Source organism: Vibrio ruber DSM 16370 (assembly GCF_900163965.1).
Lineage (GTDB): Bacteria > Pseudomonadota > Gammaproteobacteria > Enterobacterales > Vibrionaceae > Vibrio > Vibrio ruber.
Genome location: NZ_FULE01000013.1, coordinates 75,790 through 93,756, shown reverse-complemented (window position 1 = coordinate 93,756; position 17,967 = coordinate 75,790). Strand labels below are relative to the sequence as shown.

Genomic DNA, 17,967 nt, shown 5'->3' with positions numbered 1-17,967 from the left:
TTAAATTGAAGGTCGAAGAGAATCTCACCTTCATATTATAACTGACGTAATGCAGCGATTCTTTTCTCTAATGGTGGATGGCTCATGAGTAGTTCAGTCAGAGAACGCTTCCCATTGATGCCAAATGCCATCATGGAACCTTCCAGCTGAGATTCATGGCTCATTCTCAAACGCTCTAACGCAGCAATCATTTTCTGTTTACCGACCAGTTGTGCCGCGCCTGCATCCGCATAGAACTCTCGACGACGGCTATACCACATCGTAATGACACTGGCCAAAATACCAAATACGAGTTCCAAAACTATGGATACCAAAAAGTAAACCATTGGATTCCCGCTCTCGCCTTCATCTGAATCACGGGAAGAGACAATCCCGGCAATAAAGCGTGCCATAAAGATAACGAATGTATTCACGACCCCTTGAAGCAGCGTCATAGTCACCATATCACCGTTAGCAATATGGCTCATTTCGTGTGCCAGCACCGCTTCAGCTTCATCCCGGGTCATGTTATGTAACAGCCCCGTTGAAACAGCAACCAACGAATCATTGCGCTTGGCTCCGGTTGCAAATGCATTCATGTCGGGTGAATCATAAATTGCAACCGTCGGCATACCGACTCCCACCTGTTGCGCCTGACGTTTCACGGTCTCAAACAACCAATGCTCGGTTTCATTGCGTGGATTCTCAATAACCATACCGCCAACCGAGCGCAATGCGATACCTTTGGACATTAGCAATGAGATCAATGACCCGCCAAAACCAAACACAGCGGCCAGTACCAATAATCCGGACAAACTCCCGGCTCGGATCCCTGTCACGGCATACACAATATTTAAGACAATACTGAGTACCAGTATGACAGCAAGGTTGGTTGCCAAAAATAACAAAATGCGTTTCATGACTCACTCTCCCATGAGAAACATACACAAATTGATCGTTCGTTGCATTCACGTCGTCACGATCTATTATTCATTATTATACAAAGTCATCAGCGTCTTTTATGGATCATAAAATCATCAGCACTGACCTATATATTCATAAAGTATGGTCGTCTATTTCAAAAACAAGGTGAAGCGGTAAATTGCAACATTTGATGACAACATCCCTTCAATCATTCTCCGTGTAAACCCACCATCGAACAACGCCTCTGGCTACGTTCAATCATGATTCGATGATAAGAACATTAGACTTTAGTCTTATTGTCAATTGACGGAAAGACATCTACTTTTAGCGTGTACGATGTCGTTCCATACATGATAAACAAGGAAACCGTCATGTCAGAAGCTAACAACTATCAAATGGCTATTGATTTATTACGCTGTCATTTAGGTCTGTCCGAAGAAGAAGCCAAACAACAGCTCGGTATAGACCAACCGGTATATGAGCATAAACAACAACATCAATCACATACAAAGTCTGCTCAATACTCTTATCCGACAACACACTAGTGAGTATTTTCTATACAAAGCCGTCACTTCTCAGTGACGGCTTTTGTTTATGACACGATGATTGGCCTCTGCCCATATATTTCCCGGAACATTTGCCTCTCACAACAGTCTCACCACAAAAGGTCATCACCGTCTCTGCTGATAATTTTCATTACTATTGAATAAATCACTTGAAGCATACTCAGTAAAACTCATACAATTAGCTGAATATTAGAGATTTTTATCTATCCGGGTGCTCATTATTCGGACAGTTTCACCAACGACAACGGATCATAGCGATAGAATAATGCTTCGATTAAATGCCGAGGAACGACCACACTGGCGGGATTTAGCAAAAAAATTCGGCTTTGGATTTCATACCGCTTATGGCGAACCCTACTGGGATGAAACAGCCTATTATCAGTTCACACTCAAACAAATCGAAGATGACTTAGAAAAACCGACCGAAGCAATCCATCAGATGTGTCTGGAAGTTGTCGATACGGTCGTTGGTAATGAATACTGGCTCCAGAAATTCCAAATCCCGGAATCGATGTGGCAAGGCTTATATGATTCATGGCAGAAACGTGAACCCTCACTGTATTCTCGCGTCGACTTCGCTTACAACGGTACCCAACCTGCCAAGCTGTATGAAAATAATGCCGATACCCCGACCAGCCTTTATGAAACGGCATTTTGGCAATGGTTATGGCTGGAAGACATGGTCAATCACGGCAAAATACGCCGCGATGCGGATCAATGTAATTTACTGCAAGAGCTGCTGATCAGCCGCTTTCAACAATTGGCGACCTATCAGCCCGGCCAAACTCTTCATCTCTGTTGTTGTAAAGACTCCGTTGAGGATCGCGGCACAGTTCAATATCTGGAAGACTGTGCAAGAGAAGCCGGATTATCTACAGCCTTTGTTTATGTCGAAGACATCGGACTCAACACTCAGGGGCAATTCACCGATTTAACCGATAAGCCGATTCATTGGATATTTAAACTCTATCCTTGGGAGTTCATGTTTCGGGAAGAATACGCAGCCAATATTCAAACGGCTTCTGTTAACTGGCTAGAACCCATGTGGAAGTCAATTATCAGTAACAAAGCGCTGTTACCTTTGCTATGGAAAATGTTTCCGAATCATCCGAACCTCTTACCGGCCTATTTTGCCGATGACAAAGATCTGGGCACGTTAAAAGATTATGTCATTAAACCCATTTTTGCCCGCGAAGGTGCAAATATTACGATTGTTCAAAACGGACGTCAGACGCTCCGAACTGAAGGCCCGTATGGTGATGAGGGCGTCATCTATCAGGCATACCACCCGTTACCGAAGTTCGGACAGCAATATACCTTGGTCGGCAGTTGGCTGGTCAATCAGGAAGCCGCGGGGATTTCTATCCGGGAAGATGTTTCGCGAGTCACACAAGATATGTCGCGTTATGTCCCCCATATCATTATTGACTGAACAATATAACCGCTAAGCTGCGGATATTATGAGTTTTTGAGCCATAAAAGCAATCAAGGGGGTTGTTGTTTATCCTTGATAATGACAAGGTAACATCAACCATCGATAACAACATGAAATGCATCAACGCTCCAGTCTTTCAGGCTGTAAATCACCGCCTGACCTTTAGTTGATTGTACTTTCACATACAGGAGAAACCTATGTGGCAAATTCATGAAATGATGCCCATTCTTCAACACAACGGCGATTGGCAAGTTCAAACTCAGGGCGATGCTCTGATTGTCACCAATGCTGACGGTATTCAGGCTTATATTGCAGTTGCAGGTGAACAAATCCTTGCTGAAGTGGTGCTATTTCCAGCCGCGCATGTCAAAGATCAGGCACAACTTAATGCGCTGATTTTGAAAACACACAAGATGTTCCCGCTCTCAACCATTGCGATTAACGAGATCAATCAAGCGGATTATTACGTCGCTTTCGGTGCGTTGTCATCTCAGTCCAAGGCAGAAAGTATCCTCATTGAGGTTGAAACCCTGTTTCGTAATGTTGAAGCATTTATCGAGTTGTATCAGGAAGAGTTAGTCACGGAGTAATATCATGAGTGTCTGGAAAAAATTATTTACCGCTATTAAAGGCGGTGCCAACGAAACCGCAGAAGCGCTAGTCGATCAACAAGCACTGCGTATTTTGGATCAGGAAATTCGTGAAGCAAAAGCAGAGTTGAAGCGTTCAGATGAAGCACTGGTCGGTATTGTTGCGAAACGTAAACTGTCTGAGCAAAAAATTGCTTCTCTGGAAGAAGGTATCGCAGAATACGAAGCACATGCTCGCAATGCAATGGAAAAAGGCGCGCAGGATCTCGCACTGGAATGTGCCCAAAAAGTTGCCGATCTCAGAAATGATGCTTCTGTAGAGAATAACTATCTCGGAGAGTTTAAAAAATCAGAGCAAGTCATGCGTACCAATATCACGCAGGCAAAAAGTAAGCTCCGCCAGTTGGAACAGCAGATTGATGTGGTCAAAGCCAATGAAGCGGTACAAAAAGCCCAGAGTGCTGTTTCAGCAACCAATGTCGGTGCCAATGCCAAAATGCACACTGCCGTTGAATCTCTGGATCGGATTAAGAAACGTCAGGCTGAACGAAGCGCCCAGTTAGAAGCTGCCGCAGAAATGGCTGAAGAAAATAGCGGCCAAAGTCTGGATCGTAAACTGGCAGAAGCCGGCATTACTCCCGGCGGAACAAGTTCAGCCAGTGATGAACTTGAGCGCATCCTCAAAGGTGGTCAGTCATAAGGTCACACTTTTGACAGGTTGGCAGTTGTACTGAACAACTGCCACATGCTCAGTGACTCTCATAGCAAAAGAATTCAAAACAATTATGCCTATCTTTATTCAATTAAGACGTTGGATATATACACAAATTAACCAAATGAACGAGAAGAATATTATTCTCGCATTTGGTGGTTATCTGCTGATTAGCTGGCTGGGACTGAATGCTATAGGCGAGACAGCAATCACACAGTCATTTACCGATTTCGTCTACTACCTCGTAGTAACCTCTTCAACGGTCGGTTATGGTGATTTTTCACCCGTGACCGATGCGGGTAAATGGTTTGTTGCATTGTTCATTATTCCGGTCGGGCTGGGAATTTTTGCCCTGACGGTCGGTCGTGTCGCCACGCTGTTCATCCTGTACTGGAAACGTGGTTTACTTGGCAAACGGAAGATTAAAGTGAATGATCATATTTTAGTATTGGGCTGGAATGAACAACGCACCCTTCACCTGCTCAATATGTTACAAAACGAACAGAATACACAACGTCCGATTGTGCTTTGCGTACGTCCGGAAATTGAAAATCCCCGTCCCGGCGAGATAGAATTTGTCCGCGTGACCAGCTTTACCGATCAGGCAGGCATGGATCGCGCTGGAATCCGACACGCAAGTTGTATCATTATCGATAACCCTGAAGACGATATTACACTCTCCGCTGCTTTATTTTGTTCAGGCCAGAACCCGAATGCTCACATTCTGGCTTACTTCAATGACGAGGGGCTCAGTACCCTTCTGAAACAGCATTGTCCGAATGTCGAATGTATTCCTTCCGTTTCGGTCGAAATGCTCGCGAAAGCTGCGGTTGACCCGGGTTCAAGTACACTTCACCATGAATTACTCAGCTCAGGAAAAGGGATGACCCAATATTCTGTCATCTACCCGTCCGGGCAAGAAAAAACATCGCTTGAAAACTTGTTCCTGCAATTCAAACAGCAACATGAAGCAATTTTAATTGCTGTTGACCGCGGCCAAGGGATTGAACTCAACCCGCCACTAAATACATCAATAAGCGGTGGTGACAAACTATTTTATATCGCTGAAAAACGCATTCATCAATTTCAGTGGTCTGTCTGACGTTGCTTGAATAAGCGCTCGTTATTCAGCGCGTCGTGATTTTAACCAAGGTGATACCATGTTTAGCTGGCTGAAGAATAAAATAACTGATTCACAAACATCGGAGCCGACAGCACCTGAAGTGCTCGGTTTTCGTCTGGGAGGTGCATTTGAATTTGATGACCTCAAACTCAAATTAATCGAGCCAGAATTGATCATCGAAGGCGTCTCATCCACACAACTGATTCAAGCCGTCGGTGAAGTCAAACTAGACAACCAAACCCGTCTGCTGCGTTTTTACACTGACGACGATGGTTATGTGCAAGTATTGCAGGAAGGGACACAAGACTCAGATGTTCGTGAAGTCAAAATGTTTTATTACTACGATACCTCACCGATCGATACCGAGAATCAGTGGCAGACACTGCTTGAAAGTGGCATCGTCAAAACAGACTGGTCATTGGAATCCCATCAATTTCAAAAAGCCTGGGATAATATTGTGCCCGTCGCGATGACAGAAAAAACCTGGCATAAAGACGGCTCGGTCACAGAAACCGATCAGTTTGTCATGGTTTATGAACGAGAAACGGAGTCAGGCTATTTCGAGGGCCTGATGGTAGCCGGAGAAGAAGTCATCAATCAACATAAAGCTGAACACTGTTTAGTGTTAAGTACCTATTTTGAACTCACCCCGACCGATTTTAAAATCATTGGATAATATTATTACTGCTGTATTAGGAATATATTTATGGAACTTATACGTCATTCACTCCTTGGATTAGGTAATTTTTCACTTTACTTTGTGATATCACTGGCCTTTCTGATTCTGTTTAAACTGATCTATGTACGAATCACCCCTTATGATGAGTGGAAACTGGTCAAAGATGATAAAAATACCGCTGCGGCAATTGCTTTATCCGGTTCAATGATCGGCTTTTCTCTGGCACTCGCCGGTGCCGCCAGCAATGCAGTAAACCTCATTGATTTTTGTGTCTGGAGCCTTGTCGCACTGATTGCTCAGATTATCGCTTTTCTGGTGGTTCGCTTTGGTTTTATGCCAAAACTTGCAGAGCGTATTGAAGGCGGAGAAATCCCAGCAGCCATTCTGATGGCAGCCATGTCTATCTCTGTCGGTCTGTTAAATGCGGCCTGTATGACCTACTAGGAGCCGAATCATGAAGAGAAGTAAACAAGTCGTTCTGGCACACATGAAGAAAGACTGGCGTTGTGCCGCTTATGCCCCGATTACTGTTGCAATCGCAGGTCTTGCCCTGTCCGGTTGTGGTGACAGCGGTAAAGATGCCGTTATTTATAAGAGTGTTGATGATTGTATCAACGATAACTCAGGCCATACCACTGAGTGTAAGGCTGCTTATCAGAACGCTGTGTCTGAATCTGCCCGGACAGCGCCCCGATACAATTCACTCAATGACTGTATTGCCGATTTCGGTGTCGATATGTGTCGTGCGGATCCGAATAATCACAGTTGGTTTATGCCAGCAATGGCTGGGTTCATGTTTGCCAGAATGCTAGACGGCCCCCGGTCTTACTATTCACAACCGATGTTCTATTCCAATTACCCGAATAGCCCTTATTACCATCAGTGGCGCAGCGCAAATGGGAATAATTACGGCAGCTCAAGTTATAGAACCAATCCGGTTAAGATTCATCGCGATCAAATGAAACCCAAACCAACCGTCACCCGGACAATCTCCCGCGGTGGTTTTGGTTCAACATCTTCAGCAAAATCAAGTTGGGGAAGTTCTTCAAGTCGCAGCTTCGGTTCTTCCAGCCGCAGCTGGGGAGGCTAACCAAACGCTTATTTCACCAAGCGTGGCACATGCCTTCAACCCATAAAAAATGCCGAGAAAAACTCGGCATTTTTTATGTTGATCGTTATTAGCGAGTCGGTGATGGCTCCGTCTAAACGAGAAGCGGCTCAACATCAATAAACCGTCCCAGCTCCTGACGCTTCGCACTGGGTACATAAGGGATCTCTCCCAGCTTTGGTGCGTTCATTTTCTGTTCCAGCATTTCGATGATATCGGCATAATGCTCAGTCCCCGGATTGATCCGGTTGGCAACCCAGCCGACAATTTCCAGACCATCGGCTCGAATACTTTCTGCGGTCAGCATAGCATGATTCAGACATCCCAGTTGAATACCAACCACCAAGACCACGGGCACGCGTTCCTGTTTCACCCAGTCAGACAAACACTCTGTATCTGAGACGGGTACGCGCCAGCCGCCAGCCCCTTCAATCAAAACAATATCTGTATTCGCTTTATGCTGCGCTAAGTGGTTACTTAATACTGAAAAATCGATCGCAACACCTGCATGTTTTGCAGCAATATGTGGTGATGTCGGTAATTCCAGTGCATAAGGATTAATATTGTCGTAATCACTCTGACAGGTCGCAACCTTGATAAGATGCAAAGCATCAGAATTACGGAAACCGGACTCCGTTTTCTCACATCCTGACGCGACGGGTTTATAACCTATCGTTTTTAAATCCCTGGCAGCTAGCGCCTGTAAGATCGCTTTTGATGCGACCGTTTTACCGACATCCGTATCTGTACCTGCAATAAATAGTGCGTCGATCATTGCTGAATAACCCCAAAACAAACCTGATAAGTAGCAGGAAGTAGCCCTTCTCGGTTGGCGAATTTTTGATACGCCACCTCAACCTGAGCAAGCATCCGGTGACTGATGAGTCGATTCGTCCGCTCGTCAATATGTGTCGCACCAATGCCTTTCAAATCTTTCATGAGATGCATTGCTGAACCATACCAAAGCCTGAACGAACATAAGTCTATCTGATACTGGGTGCACCCAGCTTGCGCTAACGCAATTTTTACCGTATTCCCAGAGATAAAGCGGTTCACATGTCGGGCTGAATCAACTTCCGCCCACGCTTGTTCCAGTTCAATAAGAGAACCGGCAGCCAGAATAGAGAAATAGCCCTTCCCCGCAGGTTTGAGAACACGTTTGATTTCTCGCAATGCAACCACCAGCGACTCACACCATTGCAACGCTAAACTCGAGAACACAAAATCAACACTGTGATCAACTAAAGGCAGCGCTTCTGCATCACAGTGGCAGTATTCAACCCCGGCGCTACCACAACGTTGCCTCGCGTGTTCCAGCATATGCTGTGATAAATCGGCACAAATCACCTCTGCGCCACGCTGACGTATCTGCTCCGAAAAAAATCCGGTGCCGCAACCGAGATCCAAAACCACACAACCCCGTAAATCCTGCGGTAGCTCGTTAAGAAGTTGCTGACCGACGTCCCGCTGAAAAGCTGCATGGCGATCATAACTTTGTGCCGCTTTCCCAAATGCTGCGGCAATCCGCACTTTTCGCTGGGAAACAGCCGCTGATAAGGGCTGTCGGATCAGTTCAATACTCACCACTAGCCTCCATAATTTGCTGCATTGTCATCGCCAGTTGACGCACCTGAGCCTCACTATGCCCGGCCGTCAAGGTTATTCTTAGTCGTGCTGTACCTTCCGGCACGGTTGGCGGACGAATCGCACTGACCCAAATCCCCTGCTCCCGCAAGGCTGTCGCAAACTGCACAGCTCGTTCACTACTGCCGATAATCAGCGGTTGAATCGGTGTTTGTGACAGTGAAGCAGTGACGTGTCTGGGGAGATGTGTATGGTATATTTCCTGAAGCTGGCGGAGCTTGTCACGACGCCATTGGTCGCGCTGAATCATCTCAATCGCCCGGCTCAGTGCGTAAGCTTGTGCCGGCGGGATTGCCGTCGAATAGACATGATGTCTGGCAAACTGAGTGAGATAATCACCGGTGTCCCGATCACACAAGACCGCAGCCCCGGAGAGGCCGAATGCTTTACCGAAGGTGACCACCAGCAGATCAGGGTGAATTTCCGCAGCTGCGCAACTCCCCGCCCCATCTCGTCCCAGAACTCCGATACCATGGGCATCATCAACCATCAAGACCGCCCGATGCTGCACACAAGCACTCAATTCAGCAAGCGGTGCGCAGTCGCCATCCATACTGAACACACCTTCGGTCACCACGACATTGGTTTGGTCGGTGGAAAGCAATGTCGAGAGATGGTTCACATCATTGTGACGGAAGCGCTTCATCGTGGCTGCCGAAAGTGATCCGGCTTCCATCAGAGAGGCGTGATTTAACCGATCCTGAAGTAATAAGTCACCCCGTTGTAATAGCGTGAACAAAACTGCCTGATTGGCACTAAACCCTGAATTAAACAGAATCGCCCGCTCATATCCCAGCCACTCACACAGCATTGCTTCGAGTGTTTGATGGGATTGGTGAAACCCCGTCACTAACGGTGAGGCACCGCTGCCACATCCGTAACGACTCAGGCCTTCCTGCCACGCAGCGATCAGCGCCGGATCAGTGGCAAGCCCCAGATAATCGTTACTGGAAAAATTAAGATATGTCCGTCCTTGATGAACGAATTGCGCTTCATTTTGACGTGCCAGCGGAGTCAGTGCCCGGGTCAGTCCCTGCGCGGCGCGCTCAGCTAGCGCAGTCGTTATCCGGTGTTTAAATGCCGGCTTCATAGAACAGGTCATCTTTTCCGGGACGCGCAGCAACACGTTCAACCACACGATCCAGTAACTCGTTTTCCTGAATTTCGTCCGGTTTTTGTACCACTTGCTGGCGATTAATTCCCAGTTTACGGAACAATTGCATGTCACTGTCTTCTGCCGGATTTGGCGTCGTCAGTAATTTACAGCCATAGAAAATAGAATTCGCACCCGCCATAAAACAGAGTGTCTGCATTTGCTCGTTCATTTGCTCCCGTCCGGCAGACAAGCGAACAGCAGACTGCGGCATCATAATCCGGGCAACCGCAATCAGACGGATAAAGTCAAAGGGATCCACATCCTCAGCCGATTCTAACGGTGTCCCTTTGACTTTCACCAACATGTTGATCGGTACACTTTCCGGTTGGGTCGGCAGATTGGCCAGCTCCACCAGCAGCCCGGCGCGATCATCCGTGCTTTCCCCCATGCCGATAATGCCACCGGAGCAAATTTTCATCCCGGCATCCCGGACATGTGCCAGTGTGTCGAGACGATCCTGATAAGTTCGGGTAGTGATGATATTGCCGTAAAATTCAGGGGAAGTATCAAGATTGTGGTTATAGTAATCCAATCCGGCATGAGCCAGCTCCTGCGCTTGCTCTGCGGTGAGCATTCCCAGTGTCATACAGGTTTCCAGCCCCATATCTTTCACTCCGGAAATCATCTCTTTTAACAACGGCATATCCCGTGCTTTCGGGTTCTTCCATGCAGCACCCATACAGAAACGGGTCGAGCCGGATGCTTTTGCTTTCTGAGCCGCATCCAATACTCGCTCAACCTCCATCAGACGTTCTTTATCCACATCTGTACGATAATGGGCACTTTGCGGGCAGTATTTACAATCCTCAGGACATGCACCGGTTTTAATCGATAACAATGTGCTGACCTGAACATAGTTATGCGGTTGGTAGTGACGATGCACTTGCTGGGCTTCAAATAATAAATCCATGAAGGGTTTATTGAGCAGAGATTGCACTTCTGCAACCGTCCAATCATGACGAACTTCCACGTGTATTCCTTCTTCTTATCAGAGAGACTTTTGTTGGCTAGTCTAAACAGAAGCGCTACACTGTCAACAAAATAAAATTCACCAAGTTTACAATAGATTAAATAATGAACAAATTAGATTTAGATTTCGACCGAAATCACATCTGGCACCCCTATACATCAACTATCTCGCCCCTCAATTGTTATCCGGTCAGTCATGCTGTCGGCAATCAAATTCATCTGGAAAGTGGTGAAGTGTTGATCGATGGGATGTCATCCTGGTGGGCAGCTATTCATGGTTACAACCATCCCCGGCTGAACAGCGCGGTCACTGAACAGTTGTCCCGCATGTCGCATGTGATGTTCGGCGGTCTGACCCATCAACCGGCTATCGGGCTATGTCAAAAATTATTGCAAATGGTTCCTCCGTCACTCCAGCATGTTTTTCTTGCCGATTCCGGATCGGTTGCTGTTGAAGTTGCCTTGAAGATGGCGCTGCAATACTGGCATAGCCGCGGAGAATCCCGTCCCCGTTTCCTGACACTACGTCACGGCTATCACGGTGATACATTTGCCGCCATGTCTGTGACGGATCCGGATAATTCGATGCACCGTCTGTATCGGGGATTTCTGCCGGAACATCTCTTCGCAGAGTCCCCACAAACCGGCTTTTACGAGCCGTGGCATCCACAAGATATCGACGATTTTCAATCTCAGCTTGAACAGCACCATCACACCATTGCCGCCGTGATCCTTGAACCGATTGTTCAGGGTGCAGGCGGCATGCGGATTTACCATCCGCGCTACTTACAGGAAGTCAGAAAGCTGTGTGATCAATTTAATGTATTGCTGATTGCTGATGAGATCGCCACCGGATTTGGCCGAACGGGGAAATTGTTCGCTTGTGAACACGCGCAGATCGAGCCGGATATTCTCTGTGTCGGGAAAGCATTAACCGGTGGGTATATGACGTTATCAGCGACATTAACAACTCGACACGTGGCACAAACCGTCTGTTCCGGAGAAGCGCAATGTTTTATGCATGGTCCGACATTTATGGGCAACCCGTTAGCCTGCGCAGTTGCCGAGGCAAGTTTAAGTCTGATCGAAACAGGTGATTGGCAAACCCAAGTGCAGCAGATCGAGCATTTCTTTGCCACTCATCTGCCAGCGCTGCAACAGTACGGGATGGTGAAAGATGTCCGTTGGCTCGGAGCCATTGGTGTCATCGAAACCCATCAACCAGTCAGAATGGCCGAGATTCAGGCGCACTTTGTCCGCCAAGGCGTCTGGATCCGTCCGTTTGGCCGATTGATTTATCTGATGCCGCCTTACCTTTCGACCGATGATGATTTGGCTCAGTTGATTCAGGCCATTGAACGGGCCTTACAACAACCGGCACTATTTTTTCAGTGATTTGCTTTCTCAATGACCCGAGCGGCTGAATCATCACTGAGTGGGTTGGGTGACATATCTGACCCACGACACTATTATCGATCTTGTGCTGATCCGTCTCGCGAATCAAAGCAATTCAACACCATTGCTAGCAGCCAGCCACAAACCAGCCCACCGCCGTTGGCTGCCAAATCCAGCCACTCGCCATAACGATTGACATAAGGTTGAACCAGCTCAATCCCACCACTGTAGGCAAGTAAAGCAACCCCTATCCATCCCCATCTCCGGGGTTGGCGTAATGCTACCGGAAACATCAGCGCGGCATAAGCGATGAAATGATGGGTCTTATCGGTTCCCGGAACATTCGGTAAGGTGGCAAGCGGCCATAGTGACAATACCGTGATCGCGGCAAGGATCAATAGCATGATGTTCAGCCAGTACTGTTTGATGATGTGCAATTTGTTCATATTCTGCCAATACGGATGATATCCAAAAAGCTTACCCGATGGATGTAAGCTTTTTGAGCAACGATTTCGTACAAATCATTATGAGATATTCAATTCTCCCATGATTTTCCGATATTTCATATCATCTGCATACATTTCTAGAAATACCTTGTATTTCAAATCATAGAAAGATTTGATCAGTTCGGTTTGTGGCATAACCGTCTTGCTAATTCGACTCATTGAAGCCATCGCTGTCGGAATATCGGTATAAGTACCGGAAGCGACCGCACCAAGCATCGCAGAGCCTAACAATACCGCTTCACTCTCCTCTGGCAGTAACATAGTACAGCCGGTCGCATTGACGTGTTCTTGAATGAATATGGGGTTTTTAGTCCCGCCACCACATGCCATGATCGTATCAATTGAGTAACCAGACTGATTTAAGGATTCAATAATGTGCCTGGTGCCTAAAGCAATTGACTGTATCGTTGCCAGATATTGAAGTGCTAAATCTTCTTCCGTTTGAATCATCTGCAATCCGGTCATCACACCGGTTAAACTGGGATCAGCACGGGGCGAGCGATTCCCGTGAAAATATGGCAATACATGCATATCTTTCGCCAAGAAAGCGATTCGGTCTTTTGCCCCCGCTAAATTTAATAAAATGTCATTCAGATACTCATAAATAGTTTGTGAATGACTTTGGGCTCGCTCTTGTGCCACATGATAAACCGGATGTGACGTAATGATATGATCAATGAGCGCGCCCGTGGCTGACTGACCACCTTCATTGAGCCAATAATCTGGCACCATCGCACCGTAGTACGCGCCCCAAACACCATCAATAAATCTGGCGGATTTGGACACCGCCATATGGCATGAAGAGGTACCGCCAATTAATGCCAGCCGCCGGTCAAAATCGACATGAGCATTCTTGTTAATATTTGAGGCGCCTAAAACACCAATGCCACCGGCATGCGCATCAATAATCGACGTCCCTACCGGGGTACCGGTAATCAGTCCGAGATCGTTGGCCGCATGTGCCGTTAATCCGTTCCCCACCGGCTGTCCCATCGGAATAATCTCGTTACCGATTTTCTGTGCATCATCCAGCAACAGATCGTCTAAACCAATGCGTTTGAAAAAGTCACGATCCCATTTGCCCTCATGGCCCAAATAAGTCCATTTACACACCGTAGAACAAAGCGAACGAGAATTACGATGGGTCGCTTTCCATGTTAAAAAGTCTGGTAAATCAAAGAAATACCCGGCATTAGACCAAGTGGTTGGTTTATGCTGTTTTAACCACATTAGCTTAGGCATTTCCATTTCAGGAGAAATACGGCTGCCGACATAATCAAGCACCTTATGTTTTGTCTCATTGATACGATTCGCCTGAGTGATTGCACGGTGATCCATCCACATAATCACATTTTGCTCATTTCGCCCCGTTGGGCTGACGGTGAGTGGTTTTCCTTCTTTATTGAGTACCACTAACGAGCACGTTGCATCAAAGCCGATCCCCTGAATATCATGCGGGTCTACATTTGCTTTCGAGATTGCATCTTTTACCGACAAGCAAACGCATTGCCAAATATCATCTGATGATTGTTCAACAAAATTTGCTTTCGGTTTAAACATCATGATGTTGCGTTTTGACTCTGCAAGCATCCGGCCAGAAATGTCGAACACTCCGGCTCGTGCACTACCACTACCAACATCAACGCCAATAAAATAAATTGAACCCATAATTCACCCCGCACTTTTTATGAACGCTGACTATTTCTTTGTAAAAAAATAAAAAATATTAAAATCCCGCCATAAAGTGCCATGGTTAAATAACTACTAACGCCGAGTAAGTTAAGACCACTTTCTAAAGACTGGAGGACGATCAGTGCTAAGCCGATACCCAATATGCGACCAAAGCCGCCATCAGGATTTATTCCGCCTAGCACCGAGGCTAAAATCGCGATGAGTAGGTATGACTCCCCATATCCGGCCTTAGCCGAGTTAAATTTCGCCATCATCACTAAGGCGGCCACCCAGCACAGCATTGAGGAAATAATATAGACATAAACAGTCACTTTTTGAGTATCAATGCCGGACAATCTCGTTGCTTTTTCGTTAGATCCCATCAGATAAATCGCCCGGCCAAGTCCGGTATGTTCCAGCAATATCCACAGTGAGAGCGCAAAGACAACAAATAGAATTAACGGCAACGGAACGCCTACAACAGAGCCATTGCCGATAAACAGGATCGCCTCAGGAAAACCGGAAATCACCGCACCGCCCGAGATAAGGACATTCAATCCATTGATGAACGTCATCGAACCCAGCGTTGCGAGGATCGGAGATACACCGACATAAGCAATTAAGCCACCGTTGAATAGACCGACGATGATGGCTGTAACAAGTCCGGCAAGTATTGCGATCAGGGTAACCATTAAATTATCGGGAGCAACATTGATGATACTGGCCATCACCAGACTACACGCATTGGTGGTTGCGATAATCGAAAGATTGATTCCTCCGGTCAGCATACACACAGCCATACTGAGCGCTAACAAACCAAGAATTGGGATTTGATAAGCCATTGACTGAATGTTATCTAATGAGAAAAAACTGCCACCGGCAGTCAGAAACATCAGTAAAAAGATTGCCACTAATATAAAGATTAAATATTGAATATTTTTGTCTGACGACATTTTCAATTTATTGATGATCATTTCCATGCCAATCCCTTCGATGCTTGTTTTCTTTCATTCATCGCCGTAGCACTAATACTTGCAACAATGATGATCCCGGTCAGGACGGTGTGCCAGTAAGATGGGATGCTCAATAGCGTCAGTCCATTCTTCACGATGGCCAGTAAGATAACGCCAAGCACGACCCCAATCAGCCGCCCTTTTCCCCCGGTCATACTTGCCCCACCTAATACAACAGAAGCGAGCACAATCAGCTCAAATCCCATCAATGAATTCGGCGCGACAGATTGGGTGATTTGTGTCTGAATCACAGCGGCAATCCCGGAAACAGCCCCCATAAAGCCATAAACAAAGATGTGTAACCTGAAAATATTGATCCCCATTCTGGATGCCGATTCCGTGTTACCACCAACCGCATAGATTTGTCTTCCTAACGTGGTTTTATTCATTAACAACGAGGTGCAGGCGACAACAACGATCAAGGCTATAATCGGTAAAGAAACCCCATACTGATACCCATCAGAACCGGTAAAGGTGAACCACTCAACGCCATTCATGAACCATTCAGGGAAACCATATAGCCAATCGCCACGACTGAAATACATCAGTAAACCAAACCAGACATTCAGTGTCGAAATCGTAATAATAATTGCAGGTACTTTAAGGCGATAGACGAGCAGCGCGTTGACGGTTCCTAATATAAACCCGACGATTATTGATATGGCAAAGGCAAGATAAAAATTACCACCATAATGCAAAATATATAATGCCGTTATATATTGTGATATCGCTGTCATCCCCGGGAACGAAATATCAATACCACCAAATACCAGAACAACAAATAACCCGCATGCCAATATACCTAGAATTGCTGAGCTGACAGTCATATCAAATAAGTTACCTACGGTAAAAAAATCTGTTGTTGTCATAGACAACCCCAGCATCAGTACAATAATCAAAACCGATAAATAAAATTCATGTTGCTTTGTAATCCAAGAGAGTTTTAATTGACTAGGCATTGACCGCCTCCATTATTTCAACTTCTGAGCAATTTTCAGGATAAAACTCTTGAGTTAGCCGACCTTCTTTCATGACATAAACGCGATGACTATTATAATAAACTTCAGGAATTTCATCGCTGATCATTAATATCGCAATCCCTTGTTTAGCTAAATCTTGCATAATCCGATAAATACTTTCTTTATTGGCAATATCAACGCCGACTGTCGGTGAATCCAGAATTAATAACTCTGGTTCGGCGGCAATCCATTTTGCAATTGAAATACGCTGCGCATTACCACCAGACAGGCTGGTCACAGGCAATTCAGGATCAGAAACTTTGATACTTAATGATTGAATTAATCGACGTACCAAAGATTTGGCTTTCTCATGGTCGAGTAATCCATGATTGCTTTTCAATCTGGAGAAAATGGCGGAGATAACATTATCGTGAATGGACTGAGCCATGACCAGACCCGTGGACATCCGATCTTCAGATACATAGCCAATCCCGGATGCAATAGCATCTCGATTGGACTTGAAAGAAACGGCTTCTCCCTTAACGAGTATACTGCCCGAATCAGGTTGGGTCATACCAAACAAACTCATACACAACTCGGTTCGACCAGATCCCAGCAAACCAGTGATCGCTACAATTTCACCCGTTTGAACAGAGAAATTAATATCTTCATATTCATGGGCACGCGTTAAATGCTTCACTTCTAATTGCGTCGTTCCGTGATGGTTGTAGGCCGGTAGCGGTTTAAATTCGAACTTTTGCCCGGTCATTAAAAAGGCCAAATCGTCACGACTCGTTTCATTGGCATTGTATGTCCCGACAGTTTCACCATCACGAATCACGGTAATTCGATCAGAGATCTCCATAACTTCATCCAGTTTGTGACTGACAAACACCACGGTAATCCCTTTTGCTTTCAAATCCAGAACTACTTTAATGAGCTGATTCACTTCGTGACGAGTCAGGGAGGCGGTCGGTTCATCCATAATCACTAATTTGGCTGCTGAAGCCATTGCCCGACAAATCGCAACGATTTGGCATTGTGCAATAGATAACTGATCAACGGTGATATCTAAAGGAAGAGAAATCCCAACTTTCTCCATCGCTTTCAGGGCGATTTTTTTTGCTTTATCTTTATTCACTAATCCAAATGGAGATTTCACATTTTCTTGGATAGCAATATTTTCTTGGACAGTTAAATTATGAAATAAGGAAAGATCTTGATAAATAACCTGTATGCCTTTTCTAATTGATATTTCTGGCGTCAGTCTTTCATACTTTTTACCATTCAAAATTATTTCCGATCCGGGCTCCGGCACATGGATACCGGAAATCACTTTAAATAAAGTACTTTTGCCACAACCATTCTTCCCGGCTAAACAGTGTACCTCCCCCATGTTGAACTCTAAATTTACTTTATTCAGCGCTTTTACATTACCAAAGTATTTAGATACATTTTTCAATGTGATAAATGGCACTTCAGACATATTCGTTCACCTTCGGCAATTGATCATCGGGGCTATATTCAATAGCCCCCCA

At 45.8% G+C, this 17,967-nt stretch carries 19 protein-coding genes; 9 read left to right on the top strand and 10 right to left on the bottom strand.

The window, feature by feature from the left end:
• Window positions 1-35 precede the first annotated feature (35 nt).
• Complete coding sequence (gene htpX, locus VR7878_RS04000; RefSeq protein ID WP_077333632.1) at window positions 36-899, bottom strand: protease HtpX; 864 nt, start codon at window positions 897-899, stop codon at window positions 36-38.
• Between the two features lie 375 nt (window positions 900-1,274).
• On the opposite strand from htpX, the gene VR7878_RS21040 reads away from it, so the two are divergent.
• From VR7878_RS21040 to VR7878_RS03965, 8 genes are all read left to right on the top strand, one after another.
• Entirely contained in the window at window positions 1,275-1,448 is a 174-nt protein-coding gene (locus VR7878_RS21040; RefSeq protein ID WP_159440428.1) for a hypothetical protein, read from the top strand.
• A gap of 286 nt (window positions 1,449-1,734) precedes the next feature.
• The gene (locus VR7878_RS03995) at window positions 1,735-2,901 is read left to right on the top strand and encodes a glutathionylspermidine synthase family protein (protein WP_077333631.1); all 1,167 of its coding nucleotides are present in this window, start codon (window positions 1,735-1,737) and stop codon (window positions 2,899-2,901) included.
• Window positions 2,902-3,119: 218 nt separating this feature from the next.
• On the top strand, window positions 3,120-3,494 hold the full coding sequence (locus tag VR7878_RS03990; RefSeq protein WP_370737067.1) for a DUF2170 family protein: 375 nt from the start codon (window positions 3,120-3,122) through the stop codon (window positions 3,492-3,494).
• Window positions 3,495-3,498: 4 nt separating this feature from the next.
• Window positions 3,499-4,194 (top strand): PspA/IM30 family protein, encoded by a 696-nt coding sequence (locus VR7878_RS03985; protein ID WP_077333629.1) that lies wholly within the window; start codon window positions 3,499-3,501, stop codon window positions 4,192-4,194.
• Between the two features lie 85 nt (window positions 4,195-4,279).
• A complete protein-coding gene (locus VR7878_RS03980; RefSeq protein WP_077333628.1) occupies window positions 4,280-5,308 on the top strand; it encodes an ion channel in 1,029 nt (342 codons plus the stop codon).
• 58 nt (window positions 5,309-5,366) lie between these two features.
• A complete protein-coding gene (locus tag VR7878_RS03975) occupies window positions 5,367-6,005 on the top strand; it encodes a YjfK family protein (protein ID WP_077333627.1) in 639 nt (212 codons plus the stop codon).
• 30 nt (window positions 6,006-6,035) lie between these two features.
• Complete coding sequence (locus tag VR7878_RS03970; protein WP_077333626.1) at window positions 6,036-6,452, top strand: DUF350 domain-containing protein; 417 nt, start codon at window positions 6,036-6,038, stop codon at window positions 6,450-6,452.
• Window positions 6,453-6,462: 10 nt separating this feature from the next.
• A complete protein-coding gene (locus VR7878_RS03965; RefSeq protein WP_077333625.1) occupies window positions 6,463-7,098 on the top strand; it encodes a DUF1190 family protein in 636 nt (211 codons plus the stop codon).
• A gap of 112 nt (window positions 7,099-7,210) precedes the next feature.
• Here VR7878_RS03965 and bioD read toward each other — a convergent pair whose 3' ends face one another.
• From bioD to bioB, 4 genes are read right to left on the bottom strand one after another with little or no spacing between them, the layout of a single operon-like run.
• Window positions 7,211-7,891 (bottom strand): dethiobiotin synthase, encoded by a 681-nt coding sequence (gene bioD, locus VR7878_RS03960; protein WP_077333624.1) that lies wholly within the window; start codon window positions 7,889-7,891, stop codon window positions 7,211-7,213.
• Complete coding sequence (gene bioC / locus VR7878_RS03955; RefSeq protein ID WP_235862844.1) at window positions 7,888-8,694, bottom strand: malonyl-ACP O-methyltransferase BioC; 807 nt, start codon at window positions 8,692-8,694, stop codon at window positions 7,888-7,890. Before bioC ends, bioD begins: the two co-directional genes overlap by 4 nt.
• Window positions 8,690-9,850 carry an 8-amino-7-oxononanoate synthase gene (gene bioF / locus VR7878_RS03950; RefSeq protein ID WP_077333623.1) on the bottom strand — a complete coding sequence of 387 codons (1,161 nt, stop codon included), beginning with the start codon at window positions 9,848-9,850 and terminating at the stop codon, window positions 8,690-8,692. The genes bioC and bioF overlap by 5 nt, the downstream gene beginning before the upstream one ends.
• The gene (gene bioB / locus VR7878_RS03945) at window positions 9,834-10,886 is read right to left on the bottom strand and encodes a biotin synthase BioB (protein WP_077333621.1); all 1,053 of its coding nucleotides are present in this window, start codon (window positions 10,884-10,886) and stop codon (window positions 9,834-9,836) included. Before bioB ends, bioF begins: the two co-directional genes overlap by 17 nt.
• Window positions 10,887-10,990: 104 nt before the next feature.
• Between bioB and bioA the strand changes: the two genes are divergently transcribed.
• Window positions 10,991-12,280: an adenosylmethionine--8-amino-7-oxononanoate transaminase gene (gene bioA, locus VR7878_RS03940; RefSeq protein ID WP_077333620.1), complete on the top strand. Its 1,290-nt coding sequence runs from the start codon at window positions 10,991-10,993 to the stop codon at window positions 12,278-12,280.
• A 74-nt stretch (window positions 12,281-12,354) separates the two neighbouring features.
• On the opposite strand, the gene VR7878_RS03935 is transcribed toward bioA, so the two are convergent.
• The 5 genes from VR7878_RS03935 to VR7878_RS03915 all read right to left on the bottom strand — a co-directional run bounded on the left by VR7878_RS03935 (window position 12,355) and on the right by VR7878_RS03915 (window position 17,915).
• Window positions 12,355-12,726, bottom strand: coding sequence for a VanZ family protein (locus VR7878_RS03935; RefSeq protein WP_077333619.1), 372 nt, complete (start codon window positions 12,724-12,726; stop codon window positions 12,355-12,357).
• Between the two features lie 78 nt (window positions 12,727-12,804).
• A complete protein-coding gene (locus VR7878_RS03930; RefSeq protein WP_077333618.1) occupies window positions 12,805-14,454 on the bottom strand; it encodes an FGGY-family carbohydrate kinase in 1,650 nt (549 codons plus the stop codon).
• A gap of 17 nt (window positions 14,455-14,471) precedes the next feature.
• Entirely contained in the window at window positions 14,472-15,437 is a 966-nt protein-coding gene (locus tag VR7878_RS03925; protein ID WP_038179556.1) for an ABC transporter permease, read from the bottom strand.
• Entirely contained in the window at window positions 15,428-16,429 is a 1,002-nt protein-coding gene (locus VR7878_RS03920; protein ID WP_038179554.1) for an ABC transporter permease, read from the bottom strand. Before VR7878_RS03920 ends, VR7878_RS03925 begins: the two co-directional genes overlap by 10 nt.
• Entirely contained in the window at window positions 16,422-17,915 is a 1,494-nt protein-coding gene (locus VR7878_RS03915; RefSeq protein WP_077333617.1) for a sugar ABC transporter ATP-binding protein, read from the bottom strand. Before VR7878_RS03915 ends, VR7878_RS03920 begins: the two co-directional genes overlap by 8 nt.
• Window positions 17,916-17,967: the final 52 nt, after the last annotated feature.

What these genes read in the sequence shown, in the direction of transcription:
- VR7878_RS03935 (WP_077333619.1), bottom strand. Translation starts at nt 12,726, where the DNA reads ATGAACAAATTGCACATCATCAAACAGTACTGGCTGAACATCATGCTA.
- VR7878_RS03975 (WP_077333627.1), top strand. Translation starts at nt 5,367, where the DNA reads ATGTTTAGCTGGCTGAAGAATAAAATAACTGATTCACAAACATCGGAG.
- VR7878_RS03970 (WP_077333626.1), top strand. Translation starts at nt 6,036, where the DNA reads ATGGAACTTATACGTCATTCACTCCTTGGATTAGGTAATTTTTCACTT.
- bioF (WP_077333623.1), bottom strand. Translation starts at nt 9,850, where the DNA reads ATGAAGCCGGCATTTAAACACCGGATAACGACTGCGCTAGCTGAGCGC.
- VR7878_RS03925 (WP_038179556.1), bottom strand. Translation starts at nt 15,437, where the DNA reads ATGGAAATGATCATCAATAAATTGAAAATGTCGTCAGACAAAAATATT.
- VR7878_RS03980 (WP_077333628.1), top strand. Translation starts at nt 4,280, where the DNA reads ATGCCTATCTTTATTCAATTAAGACGTTGGATATATACACAAATTAAC.
- VR7878_RS03920 (WP_038179554.1), bottom strand. Translation starts at nt 16,429, where the DNA reads ATGCCTAGTCAATTAAAACTCTCTTGGATTACAAAGCAACATGAATTT.
- htpX (WP_077333632.1), bottom strand. Translation starts at nt 899, where the DNA reads ATGAAACGCATTTTGTTATTTTTGGCAACCAACCTTGCTGTCATACTG.
- bioD (WP_077333624.1), bottom strand. Translation starts at nt 7,891, where the DNA reads ATGATCGACGCACTATTTATTGCAGGTACAGATACGGATGTCGGTAAA.
- VR7878_RS03990 (WP_370737067.1), top strand. Translation starts at nt 3,120, where the DNA reads ATGATGCCCATTCTTCAACACAACGGCGATTGGCAAGTTCAAACTCAG.
- VR7878_RS03995 (WP_077333631.1), top strand. Translation starts at nt 1,735, where the DNA reads ATGCTTCGATTAAATGCCGAGGAACGACCACACTGGCGGGATTTAGCA.
- VR7878_RS03930 (WP_077333618.1), bottom strand. Translation starts at nt 14,454, where the DNA reads ATGGGTTCAATTTATTTTATTGGCGTTGATGTTGGTAGTGGTAGTGCA.
- bioA (WP_077333620.1), top strand. Translation starts at nt 10,991, where the DNA reads ATGAACAAATTAGATTTAGATTTCGACCGAAATCACATCTGGCACCCC.
- VR7878_RS21040 (WP_159440428.1), top strand. Translation starts at nt 1,275, where the DNA reads ATGTCAGAAGCTAACAACTATCAAATGGCTATTGATTTATTACGCTGT.
- VR7878_RS03985 (WP_077333629.1), top strand. Translation starts at nt 3,499, where the DNA reads ATGAGTGTCTGGAAAAAATTATTTACCGCTATTAAAGGCGGTGCCAAC.
- VR7878_RS03965 (WP_077333625.1), top strand. Translation starts at nt 6,463, where the DNA reads ATGAAGAGAAGTAAACAAGTCGTTCTGGCACACATGAAGAAAGACTGG.
- VR7878_RS03915 (WP_077333617.1), bottom strand. Translation starts at nt 17,915, where the DNA reads ATGTCTGAAGTGCCATTTATCACATTGAAAAATGTATCTAAATACTTT.